The organism is Mycolicibacterium wolinskyi str. Jessa 2025, assembly GCF_049241375.1.
Taxonomy (GTDB): domain Bacteria; phylum Actinomycetota; class Actinomycetes; order Mycobacteriales; family Mycobacteriaceae; genus Mycobacterium; species Mycobacterium wolinskyi.
The window spans coordinates 4,530,035-4,541,457 of record NZ_CP185960.1 but is presented as its reverse complement, the minus strand read 5'-3'; the positions used below and the strand labels follow the sequence as shown (position 1 = coordinate 4,541,457).

At 67.7% G+C, this 11,423-nt stretch carries 11 protein-coding genes; 7 read left to right on the top strand and 4 right to left on the bottom strand.

Annotated features, from left to right (window positions below; all coding sequences use genetic code 11):
• Positions 1 to 24 precede the first annotated feature (24 nt).
• Positions 25 to 612 (top strand): DUF1707 SHOCT-like domain-containing protein, encoded by a 588-nt coding sequence (locus ACOI2T_RS22350; protein ID WP_409503594.1) that lies wholly within the window; start codon positions 25 to 27, stop codon positions 610 to 612.
• 19 nt (positions 613 to 631) lie between these two features.
• Here ACOI2T_RS22350 and ACOI2T_RS22345 read toward each other — a convergent pair whose 3' ends face one another.
• The gene (locus tag ACOI2T_RS22345; protein ID WP_409503593.1) at positions 632 to 1,024 is read right to left on the bottom strand and encodes a PaaI family thioesterase; all 393 of its coding nucleotides are present in this window, start codon (positions 1,022 to 1,024) and stop codon (positions 632 to 634) included.
• A 99-nt stretch (positions 1,025 to 1,123) separates the two neighbouring features.
• Here ACOI2T_RS22345 and map point away from each other — a divergent pair, with 99 nt between their 5' ends.
• Together map and ACOI2T_RS22335 are read left to right on the top strand one after the other, a co-directional pair.
• Positions 1,124 to 1,981: a type I methionyl aminopeptidase gene (map, locus tag ACOI2T_RS22340; RefSeq protein ID WP_409503592.1), complete on the top strand. Its 858-nt coding sequence runs from the start codon at positions 1,124 to 1,126 to the stop codon at positions 1,979 to 1,981.
• Positions 1,982 to 2,054: 73 nt separating this feature from the next.
• On the top strand, positions 2,055 to 3,491 hold the full coding sequence (locus ACOI2T_RS22335) for a cobyric acid synthase (protein WP_421877375.1): 1,437 nt from the start codon (positions 2,055 to 2,057) through the stop codon (positions 3,489 to 3,491).
• Between the two features lie 7 nt (positions 3,492 to 3,498).
• Here ACOI2T_RS22335 and ACOI2T_RS22330 read toward each other — a convergent pair whose 3' ends face one another.
• Positions 3,499 to 3,909, bottom strand: coding sequence for a PTH2-like family protein (locus ACOI2T_RS22330; RefSeq protein ID WP_409503590.1), 411 nt, complete (start codon positions 3,907 to 3,909; stop codon positions 3,499 to 3,501).
• A gap of 69 nt (positions 3,910 to 3,978) precedes the next feature.
• On the opposite strand from ACOI2T_RS22330, the gene ACOI2T_RS22325 reads away from it, so the two are divergent.
• The 3 genes from ACOI2T_RS22325 to ACOI2T_RS22315 all read left to right on the top strand — a co-directional run bounded on the left by ACOI2T_RS22325 (position 3,979) and on the right by ACOI2T_RS22315 (position 6,105).
• Entirely contained in the window at positions 3,979 to 4,791 is an 813-nt protein-coding gene (locus ACOI2T_RS22325; protein WP_458127389.1) for a helix-turn-helix domain-containing protein, read from the top strand.
• A gap of 9 nt (positions 4,792 to 4,800) precedes the next feature.
• Positions 4,801 to 5,478 carry a hypothetical protein gene (locus ACOI2T_RS22320; protein WP_409503589.1) on the top strand — a complete coding sequence of 226 codons (678 nt, stop codon included), beginning with the start codon at positions 4,801 to 4,803 and terminating at the stop codon, positions 5,476 to 5,478.
• 63 nt (positions 5,479 to 5,541) lie between these two features.
• Positions 5,542 to 6,105, top strand: a complete 564-nt coding sequence (locus ACOI2T_RS22315) for an alpha/beta fold hydrolase (RefSeq protein WP_067852395.1) — start codon at positions 5,542 to 5,544, stop codon at positions 6,103 to 6,105.
• Positions 6,106 to 6,109: 4 nt separating this feature from the next.
• Here ACOI2T_RS22315 and ngg read toward each other — a convergent pair whose 3' ends face one another.
• Positions 6,110 to 7,906 carry an N-acetylglutaminylglutamine synthetase gene (ngg, locus tag ACOI2T_RS22310; RefSeq protein ID WP_409503588.1) on the bottom strand — a complete coding sequence of 599 codons (1,797 nt, stop codon included), beginning with the start codon at positions 7,904 to 7,906 and terminating at the stop codon, positions 6,110 to 6,112.
• Positions 7,903 to 9,708 carry an N-acetylglutaminylglutamine amidotransferase gene (locus ACOI2T_RS22305; protein ID WP_085148016.1) on the bottom strand — a complete coding sequence of 602 codons (1,806 nt, stop codon included), beginning with the start codon at positions 9,706 to 9,708 and terminating at the stop codon, positions 7,903 to 7,905. Before ACOI2T_RS22305 ends, ngg begins: the two co-directional genes overlap by 4 nt.
• A gap of 342 nt (positions 9,709 to 10,050) precedes the next feature.
• Here ACOI2T_RS22305 and ACOI2T_RS22300 point away from each other — a divergent pair, with 342 nt between their 5' ends.
• The gene (locus tag ACOI2T_RS22300; RefSeq protein WP_409503587.1) at positions 10,051 to 11,418 is read left to right on the top strand and encodes a glutamine synthetase family protein; all 1,368 of its coding nucleotides are present in this window, start codon (positions 10,051 to 10,053) and stop codon (positions 11,416 to 11,418) included.
• The last annotated feature ends 5 nt before the right edge of the window (positions 11,419 to 11,423 follow it).

The window sequence follows — 11,423 nt, the reverse complement described above, 5'->3', positions numbered from 1 at the left end:
GGTAGCGGTAACGTGGGACTCGCCATGACGGGGACCAATGAGCAATCCGTGGAGATGCGGGTATCGGACGCCGACCGCAACGGCACGCTGCGTCGGCTGCACAACGCTGTGGCGCTCGGCCTGATCGACATCGCCGAGTTCGAGGAGCGCTCGGCGCTGGTGTCGCAGGCGCGATTGCACGCCGATCTCGATGCGCTCGTGGGCGATCTGCCGGGCCCTGGTGCGATCGTCACGACGGCCGCCGACCGGGTCGAACTGCGCGGCGTGCTGGGTTCGCTGAAACGGCACGGGGAGTGGACGGTGCCGACTCGGCTGGCATTGGTGCGCCGGATGGGCTCGGTCGAGCTCGACCTCACGCGGGCCCGTTTCGCCGGACCGATGGTCGTGGTCGAGATCGACATGAAGTTCGGGTCGCTGGAGATGAGGCTGCCCGACGGCGCCAGCGCCTCGATCGATGACGTCGAGGTGATCGTCGGCAGTGCCACCGATCGCCGTCGTGACGCGCCTGCCGACGGCACCCCGCATGTGATCCTGACCGGCCGCGTGGTGTGCGGCTCGGTCGACATTCGCGGGCCGCGCAAGGGCTGGTTCGGCCGCGGTACGAAAACCTAGGGCGCGTCGGCCGACGAGATCACCGCGGGTCCAGGACCGCGAAACTCAGCGTGGCCCGGGCCGCCAGGCGGTCGCGCCCGGCATCGGTGACGTCGACTGAGGTGACGATGAGCCGTCGGCCTGCGCGCACGATGGTGGCCACGGCGCGCGCCGGGCCGGTGATGATCGGCGCGAGGTAGTGCACGTTCAGGTCGGCGGTGGTGACGTCCTGCCCCGGGCCGACGTGGCGGCCGGCCAATCGGCCCGCCGCGCAATCGATGAGCGTCGCGACCAGGCCACCCTGTAACGCGCCGCGGATGTTGGCGAGGTCGGGGCGGTTGTCCATCTCGATGACCAGCCGCTCGTCGTTCTCTTCGACATCGCGGAATCCCAGCTGGTTCAGCAGATGGACCGGCGCAGGCTCGGTGAGCATGGCGCTACGTTAGCATTGTTCTCGAAAACGGAGAGTTTCATTCTCTCTCTCGGTGCTCCGATGCCGGTCCGACCGGCCGAGATCGGTACCCTGACCGGTATGTCAGTTCGTAGTGCCCTGCGCCCCGGCGTGCTCTCACCGACCCTTCCGGTGCCCAAGTCCATCCCGCGGCCGGAGTACGCGTGGCAGCCGACCGTGCAGGAAGGCAGCGAACCGTGGGTGCAGACGCCCGAGGTCATCGAGAAGATGCGCATCGCGGGCGGCATCGCCGCCCGCGCCTTGGCCGAAGCGGGCAAGGCCGTCGCACCGGGCGTGACGACCGACGAACTGGACCGCATCGCCCACGAGTACATGATCGACCACGGTGCGTATCCGTCGACGTTGGGCTACAAGGCATTTCCCAAGTCCTGCTGCACCTCGCTCAACGAGATCATCTGCCACGGGATCCCGGATTCGACCGTCATCGAAGACGGTGACATCGTCAACATCGACGTCACCGCCTACATCGACGGCGTGCACGGCGACACCAACGCCACGTTCCTCGCCGGTGACGTCTCCGAAGAGCACCGGCTGCTCGTCGAACGCACCCACGAGGCCACGATGCGCGCCATCAAGGCCGTCAAACCGGGCCGCGCATTGTCGGTCGTCGGGCGCGTCATCGAGGCATACGCAAACCGGTTCGGCTACAACGTGGTTCGCGATTTCACCGGGCACGGGATCGGCACGACGTTCCACAACGGACTCGTCGTGCTGCACTACGACCAGCCCGCGGTCGAGACCGTGCTCGAGCCCGGCATGACCTTCACGATCGAACCCATGATCAATCTGGGGTCACTGGACTACGAGATCTGGGACGACGGCTGGACCGTGGCCACCAAGGACGGCAAGTGGACCGCGCAGTTCGAGCACACCCTGGTGGTCACCGAGGACGGCGCCGACATTCTCACACTGCCGTGAGACTGGTGCTCGCGGGCGCACAGTGAGCGGCGCGCTGCTGGTCGCCGGCACCACCTCCGACGCGGGCAAGTCGATGGTCGTGGCGGGACTGTGCCGGTTGCTCGCCCGTAAAGGCCTTTCGGTCGCGCCGTTCAAAGCCCAGAACATGTCCAACAACTCGGCGGTCACCGTCGAGGGCGGTGAGATCGGCCGCGCGCAGGCCATGCAGGCCCGCGCCGCCGGGCTGGCGCCCAGCGTCCGGTTCAACCCCATCCTGCTCAAGCCCGGTGGTGACCGGACCTCGCAGTTGGTGGTCCGGGGGACCGTGGCCGGGTCGGTGGCCGCCGCCGACTACATCCATCACCGCGAGCACCTCGCCGCCGTGGTCGCCGACGAATTGGCCTCACTGAGATCGGAATTCGACGCGGTGATCTGTGAGGGCGCGGGCTCGCCCGCCGAGATCAACCTGCGGGCCACCGACCTGGCGAACATGGGACTCGCGCGCGCGGCAGGCCTTCCGGTGATCGTGGTCGGTGACATCGACCGCGGCGGGCTGCTCGCCCATTTCCACGGCACGGTCGCCGTGCTCGAGCCCGCCGACCAAGCCCTCGTCGCCGGGTTCATCGTGAACAAGTTCCGCGGTGACCCGACACTACTGGAGCCAGGCCTGCGCCGGCTCGAAGAGCTGACGGGCCGGCCGACCTACGGCGTCGTCCCGTTCCATGACGGAATGTGGCTCGACGCCGAGGATTCCGTGTCGGTCGTCGCAGGCGGTCTGGTCGGCAGACCACAGCCACCACGGGGCGAGCAGGCGTTGACCGTCGCCGCGATCCGGCTGCCCCGCATCTCGAACTCGACCGATGTCGAGGCGTTGGCATGCGAACCGGGTGTCGTGGTTCGCTGGGTTGCCGACGCGGCCGACCTCGCCGATGCAGATCTCGTCGTGATCCCGGGCAGCAAGTCGACCGTGACCGATCTGGCGTGGCTGCGCGAACGAGGTCTGGCTGACGCGATCGTCGACCATGCCGGCCGGGGCCGCGCCGTGCTCGGGGTGTGCGGCGGATTCCAGATGCTGTGCCGCCGGATCGACGACCCGGTCGAATCCCGCGCAGGCGTGGTCGACGGCATGGGCCTGCTCGACGCCGAGATCGTGTTCGCGCGCGAGAAGACGTTGCGGCACTGGGAGACTCCGCTGCGGGGGTACGAGATCCATCACGGTCAGGTCGCGCGATCCGCCGAGGCGGACTGGCTCGGGATCGGGGTGCGGCGCGGCGTCGTCTACGGCACGCACTGGCATGGGCTGCTCGACAACGACGAACTGCGCCGGGCCTGGCTCACCGAGGTCGCCGGCGCAGCCGGGCGTGCCGGGTTCGTCGTCGCCGACGATGTCGACGTGCCTGCCCGCCGTGACGCCCAACTCGACCTGATGGCGGATCTGCTTGCCGATCACATCGACGTGAACGCCGTGCTCGACCTGTTGGAGCGCGGGACACCGCGTCGGCCGACGATGGTCACCACACTGCAGACCTGACCGTTCCTCAGGTGTGCATGCGTGCGCCTTTGAGGATCTTGTCGACCACGTTGCGGCGGGCATGGACGGCCAATCCGACGAGGTCGAGATCGGCACGCGCGACAGCGCGGACCGCCGCCCGGTTGTCCCGGTCGTTGCCCGTGGCGAACAGGTCCGCGGTGAATATCGACATCGGCGCGCCCCGCGTGAGCGCCCGGGTGTGGGCGGCGCGCAGCGTCTCCTTGGAACCCTCGAACACCAGCACCGGCTGGCCGAACATGGCCAGATACTCGGTGTCGTCGGCGTCGACGTAGGGGTCGCCGACGGTGTCCGGATTGGCGGCCGCGATGCCGCTCGCCACGAACGCGCAGACGTTGAGGCGTTGCCATGCTTCCAGGTCGTCGCGCAGCAACACCGCGATCTTCGTCTCGAAACGCACTGGGGATTCATCACTTTGCACGCAACCATGCTGCGAGACGAGGCGGCCGCCGTCTTGTACGTTCTTGATGTGGTTGCAGACGCGGAGACCACCGCGTGGCGTCCGCACGTGGGTGGCATCACCGAGGTCTTCCACGCGCGGTACCGCAGCCATGCCTACCCGCAGCACACCCACGACGCATGGACGCTGCTCATCGTGGATTCGGGAATCATCGGCTACGAACTCGACGGGCGCGGGCACGGCTCGGCCGGGCAAGCCGTCACCCTGTTGCCGCCGCACGTACCGCACGATGGCCGGGCGATCCGCCCCGGCGGATTCCGCAAACGGGTGCTCTACCTCGAACCGGGCGTATGGACCGGGATCGGGGCCGCCGTCGACACCCCCACGCTGCAGGACGCGGCACTGCGGGACCGCATCGATCGGCTTCACGATGTGCTGGGGCCGGGTGACGAGCTCGAAGCCGCGAGCCGGCTCGCGTTCATCGTCGAACGCGTTCAGGCACACCTCCGGCGGGCCGTGACCGAACCGCCCCAGGTGCGTGACCGCCGCCTGGCGCATCAACTGCGCGATCTGCTCGACAGCCGGATCGAAACCGGACTGACCCTCGACGAGGCCGCGCGGGTTCTGCACGCCGATCCGGCACACCTGGTGCGCACGTTCGGCCGGGAGTTCGGCCTGCCGCCGCACCGGTACCTGACCGGGCGCAGGGTCGATGCGGCCCGGCGTTTGCTGCTCGACGGAATGCGGCCGTCCGACGTCGCCGCCGCGGTCGGGTTTCACGACCAGTCGCATCTCAACCGCCACTTCAAACGAATGCTCGCGACCACACCGGCGCACTATGCGCGCACCGGGACACGATCTCGATCCACGGATTGTCGGTAGCCTGGGGCCATGATCAGCCTGCGCGAGGGAAGGCTGTTTCTCGCTGTACTGCTGGCCGCGATGTTCGGCCTCGGCGGGTGCGCGACCGTGGTCGCCGGTACCGCGACGTGGCCCGGCGCCACGCTGCAGAGGGTGGTGCTCACCGCGGCCGACTTCCCACCCGGGGTGCGATACGACCGCGTCATCGAGGAGCCCGGCCAACCCGACGGGGCAGGCGGGCCGCCCAGCATGCTGTCCTCACCCGAGGGCTGCTCGGACGGGCTGACGCGGGTGATCGCCGAATCCGCCGAACGCGGTCCGGGCAGTGCCGGCAAGTTCGTCGCCGCATACGACGGGGCGCGCATGGTGCTCACCGTGCTGAGTTCGCCGCTTCCGCTCGATCGGCTCGCCGCCACCGCCGACCGCTGCGCCGAGTTCCGCACCTTCTTCGATCCGTCGGACGAGGGCATCCCGATCACCACCACCCGGCTCGCCGGAGCGAACCCGTCGGCATTGGCGTATCAGCAGACCATGCGACTCAACGGGGCCGACGAGAGCGTGTACTTCGCCTTTGAAAACGTCGGGAACTGGGCGGTTTTCGGCATCGCGTTTCCCACCCAGAATCCGTCGATCACCGTCAAAGGCCCGTTGCCGCAGACGTTTCTGGACACGTTCGCCAAACAGGTCGAGCGCGTCCGAACACGCTGACGCCGCCGTTAGGACAAACTGATTTCTGCCCCACCGGCCGAACCGGGACGGTAGGTTGGCCCAATGCTCACCAGCGTGACCACCATCGACGGCTTCTCCATCGCCGTCGACGTGGCCGGTCCCGAGAAGGGAGCCACGGTGGTGCTGCTCAGCGCAGGCCATCACGGACCAGCGGCCTACGAGGCGGTTTGCCAACGCCTGCACACCGCGTCGCTGCGGACCATCGTCATCGGGCCCGACCCACGGCTGACCGCGAAATCGGTCGTCGGCATCCTCGACTCACTCAACATCAAATGGGCGCTGCTGGTCGGCGACCGCCTCGGCGGTGAGCTCGCCTGGGAGCTGGCCGCCACGCGGCTGGACAAGTTCATCGGCCTCGTCGTCGTCGACCGCGGCCACCCACGGGTCGCCGATCCCACCGGCGTGATCCGCGACGGCGGCTGCCCGCCGGTGGAGATGAACACCACCGCGCTCGTCAGCAACCCCGCGGCCCGGGCCGTCGCCAAGGCCAGCCAGCGCTACGTCTACGGCGACTTCCGGCTCGTGGAGATGCTGGGCAGGCGCAACGCCCAGGACTCCACCGCGCAACTCGCCGCCGAGATCGTGCTGCGCACCAGCAGCTGGTAGGCGCTCAGTCAGCCGCCTCGGAAGGCGTCCAGGCTTGCGGCAACCCCGGCTGCTGCGGGAACAAGAAATCGACGAAAGCGGCTGCGGTGGGCTGTGGTTCGTGGTTGGCCAGCCCGGGACGTTCGTTGGCCTCGATGAACACGTACTGGCGGCCCGTGACATCGGGCACCAGCAGATCGATGCCCGTGACGGGGATCCCGATCGCCTCGGCCGCCTTCACCGCGACACGGCACAGTTCGGGATTCACCTCGGCCGTCACATCGTGAATCGTGCCGCCCTGATGCAGATTGGCGGTACGCCGCACCCGCAGATGCTTGCCTTCCGGCAGGATGTCGTCGAATGACCAGCCCGCCTCCTTGACGGTCGACAGCGTGATGTCGTCCATCGGGATGCGGGATTCGCCGCCCGTCGCGGCTTCCCGGCGCCGGCTCTGGGTCTCGATCAGTTCGCGCACCGTGTGCTTACCGGTACCGATCACCTCGGCGGGTTTGCGGATCGCGGCGGCAACCACTTTGCCGTCGATCACCACGAGCCGCAGGTCGTCGCCGGTGGCCCGTTGTTCGATCAGGACCTCGGGATACTGCTCGCGGGCCCGGTGCAGGGCGGCGTCGAGTTCCTCGGAACTGTCGACCCCGACGGTGATGCCCTTGCCCTGCTCGCCGCGCGTTGGCTTGACCACGACATCGCCGACCTCGGCCAAAAAGGCGTGATCCTCGTCGTTGAAGGTGGCCAGTCGACCCTTCGGCACCGCGATACCGGCATCGGACACGATGCGCCGGGTCTGGCGCTTGTCGTCACATCGGGCCATCGCCACCGCAGACGTGAACTCCGACAGCGATTCTCGGGTGATGACACTGCGGCCGCCGTGCGCCAGCCGCATCTCACCGGCGCCCGCGTCGAGCACCTCGACCCAGATGCCGCGGCGCATGGCCTCGTCGGCGATGATGCGCGCGTACGGGTTGAGATCGTCGACGGTTTCCGGGGGGTGGGTGAACAGCGGTTCGTTGATCGCGTTCTTGCGCTTTACGGCGAGCACGGGAACCCGTTGGAAGCCAAGCTTTTCGTACAGGGCGATCGCCGCGGTGTTGTCGTGGGCGACCGAAAGATCCATGTAGGCGCGCCCGCGATCACGGAAGATGCCCGCGAGGGTCCGGGTCAGGGCATCGCCGACCCCGGGCAGCCCGGCAGCCGGGTCCACCGCGAGGCTCCACAGACTCGAACCGTCCTCGGGATCGGCGAACAGCCGCTTGTGGTCGACGCCCGTCACGGTTCCGACGACACTGCCGTCGTCGTCGCGGACCGCGACAAGATAGACGACCGCCGGGGTCAGGGTGTGGTTGTGCCAGATGACGTCGACGGGTGCGGGCACCATGCCGCATCGCACGTACACCCGGTTCATCGCGTCGGCGTCTTTCGGCGTCTGCAGTGTCCGCACGGAGAAGCCGATCGGTTCCGCCGGGCCGAAATCGTCGGTGAACCGCAACCGGTAGGTGTGGCTCGGGTCGATGAACAGCTCGGCGGGGGAGCGCGCGATCAGCACATGCGATTCACGGGCGTAGATGCAGATGTCGCGACGCCCGGGGCCCTCCTGCTGCAGCACCTCGGCGAGCTTCTCGGGATCGGCGAAGGTCTGGCCGAAAATCAGTCGGCCCCAACCCAATTCGAGCTCGACATCGTCGGCCATCGCATCGACCAGATGCTGCGGTGAGGCATCGTGCAGGCCGAGCGTGATGGCTTCGGTGTGGTCCTCGCCCGACTCGGGTGCCTGCGGCCGGGCGGCATCGGGGTCGGTGGTCGTCATGCCGCGGCTCCTGTCACGCCGTGGCGCTGCAGCCACAGTTCCAGCAACGCGATCTGCCACAACTCGTTGCCGCGCAGCGGCGTGAGCCTGCCGTTCGGGTCGGCCAGCAGCCGGTCGACGGCTTCGGGGCGGAACAGGCCGCGTTCCTTGGCTTCCGGTGCGTACAGCGCGTCGCGGACCAGGTCGAGATACGGGCCCTCGAGATGGGTCAGCGCGGGCACCGGGAAGTAGCCCTTGGGCCGGTCGATCACCGCGGCCGGAATCACCCGGCGGGCAGCCTGTTTGAGCACACCCTTGCCGCCGTGCGCGGTTTTCAGCCCGGGCGGGCAGGTGGCGGCGAGCTCGACGAGCTCGTGGTCGAGGAACGGGACGCGACCCTCAAGGCCCCACGCCATGGTCATGTTGTCGACCCGTTTGACCGGATCGTCGACGAGCATGACCGTGGTGTCGAGGCGCAGCGCCCGGTCCACCCCGGTCTGGGCGCCCGGCGCGGCGAAGTGCTCGGTGACGAACGCGCCGCTCGGATCGCCGTCGGCCCAGTACGCGTCGCTGATCAGGGCCCCGACGCCGGCGCTGTCCCGGTCGAAGAACGCGCTGCGGTAACTCGCGACCGAGCCGTCCAGCGACGCCGCGGCCGGATCGGCCATGGGCGGATACCAGTGATAGCCGGCGAACACCTCGTCGGCGCCCTGCCCGGACTGCACGACCTTGACGTGCTTGGCCACTTCCTGGCTCAGCAGGTAGAAGGCCACGCAGTCGTGGCTGACCATCGGTTCGCTCATCGCGGCGATCGCGCCGTCCAGCGCGGGCAACATGCGGTCGGTACCGATGCGGATCTGATGATGATCGGTATCGAAATGCTTGGCGATGATGTCGGAGTACTTGAACTCGTCGCCGGCAACGCCGCCGACGGATTCGAACCCGATCGAGAACGTCGCCAACCCGTGTTGGCCTGCCTCGGCGAGCAGCCCCACGATCAGGCTCGAATCGACTCCGCCCGACAGCAGGCAGCCGACCGGGACATCGGCGACCAGCCGACGCTCGACGGCGAGCCGAAGCGACGCCAGCACCGCGTCTTCCCAATCCCGTTCGGACCAGTCGGACCGGTCCTCGTGGCGGGTGAAATCCGGTGACCAGTAGACGGTGGTACGTCGCGTTCCGTCCGGTTCGATCGCGACGATCGAGGCCGGCGGAACCTTCTTGACGCCGCGCAGGATCGTCAGCGGCGGCGGAACCACCGAATGGAACGTGAGGTAGTGGTGCAGCGCGACGGGATCGATGCGGGTGTCTACCCCGCCCCCGGCCAGCAGCGCCGGAAGGGACGAGGCGAACCGGATCCGGTCGCCGTCCTCACTGAGGTAGAGCGGCTTGATCCCGAGGCGGTCCCGGCCCAGCAGCACCCGCCCGCTGTCGCGCTCGGCGATCGCGAAGGCGAACATGCCCTTGAGCTGGTCGACAAAGCGGTCACCCCAGTGGTGGTAGGCCTTGAGCAGCACCTCGGTGTCGCTGTGCGAGAAGAAGCGGTAACCGTAGCCGGACAGCTCCGCGCGCAGCTCTTGGTAGTTGTAGATGCAGCCGTTCCAGCAGATGGTCAGGCCCAGGTCCGGGTCCACCATCGGCTGCGCGCCCGCTTCGGTCAGGTCAATGATCTTCAGACGTCGGTGGCCCAGGGCAACCCGACCTTGCGACCACACGCCGGCCGCATCGGGACCTCTGGGCGCCATCGCCTCAGCCATGGCCGACACCGCGGAAACATCAGGTGTCCGGCCATCGAGACGCACCTCTCCGGTGGCTCCACACATCAGTTCGACCCTACAAGGGTCGGGGTCGGATGTCCCACCGGTGGTGGTGCCTGGATCGGGTCAGTTGTGTCTTCGGAGCGCTCCACCTGCGGTATTTACCTGTTTAATCTGGCCTTTAAACCCCGCCTTTTCTCGGCGGGGTGCCGGTGCGCGATTCCGCCCGGCGGTTGGGGACACAGCTGAGCCCAATAGAGTGCTATTGGTTGGTAGTCAGACCTTTTGTGCGTGACATTCCCGCGGATTCGAGGGACGATCTTCGAGTCCACGTGAATGCACACGGACGCAAAGGTCGGCTTTCCGTCGTGTTGGCCCGCCAGTTGTCTGTGGACAGAAAGGTGCGCAATGAGCCCGAACCCCGGCATGCTGGCGCAGGCTGACCTGGAGCAAATGGTGGCCGCGGGCGAGATCGACACGGTGATCGTCGCATTCTGCGACATGCAAGGCCGGCTGACCGGCAAGCGTGTGTCCGCGCGGCTGTTCGTCGAGGAGGTCGCCGCCCACGGCGCCGAGTGCTGCAACTACCTGTTGGCCGTGGACGTCGACATGAACACCGTCGACGGCTACGCGGTGTCGAGCTGGGAAACCGGCTACGGGGACATGGTCATGACGCCGGACTTCGCCACGTTGCGGTTGATCCCGTGGCTGCCCGGCACCGCGCTGGTGATGGCCGATCTTTCGTGGCTCGACGGCAACCCCGTGACGGTTGCGCCGCGCAGCATCCTCAATCGCCAGATCGACCGGCTCGCCGAGCGCGGCCTGGTGCCCTTCGTCGGGACCGAACTCGAGTTCATGGTGTTCGACAACACCTTCCGCGAAGCCTGGGCCAACGGCTACCGCGACCTGACGCCCGCCACCGATTACAACGTCGACTACGCGATGCTGGCGTCCACCCGGATGGAGCCGCTGTTGCGCGACATCCGCCTTGGCATGGAAGGCGCAGGCATGTACTGCGAGGGCGTCAAGGGGGAGTGCAACCGCGGCCAGCAAGAGATCGCGTTCCGGTATGACCACGCGGGCGTGACGTGCGACAACCACACGATCTACCGCAACGGCGCCAAGGAGATCGCCGACCAGCACGGCAAGAGCCTGACGTTCATGGCGAAATTCGATGAGCGCGAAGGCAACAGCTGCCACATCCACATCTCGCTGCGTGGTGAGGACGGTTCGGCGGTATTTGCCGACGAATCCGCACCCCTCGGTATGTCGGCGATGTTCCGCAGCTTCATCGCCGGGCAGCTGGCCACGCTGCGGGAACTGACGTTGTTCTACGCCCCGAACATCAACTCCTACAAGCGGTTCGTCGACGGCAGCTTCGCGCCCACAGCGGTGGCGTGGGGCATGGACAACCGCACCTGCGCGATGCGGGTGGTCGGCCACGGGCACGGTATGCGCGTCGAATGCCGCGCGCCAGGCGGCGACGTCAACCAATACCTCGCGGTTTCGGCGCTGATCGCCGGTGGCCTCTACGGTATCGAGCACGAGCTCGAATTGCCCGATGCGCTGCCAGGTAACGCCTATACCAGTGGCGCGCAGCGGCTTCCGACCACACTGGCCGAGGCGGCCGAGCTGTTCGAGAAATCCGAGGTGGCGCGTGCGGCGTTCGGCGACGACGTCGTCGAGCACTACCTCAACAATGCGCGGGTGGAACTGACGGCGTTCAACGCCGCCGTCACGGATTGGGAAAGGGTGCGCGGTTTTGAACGGCTCTGAGCGGG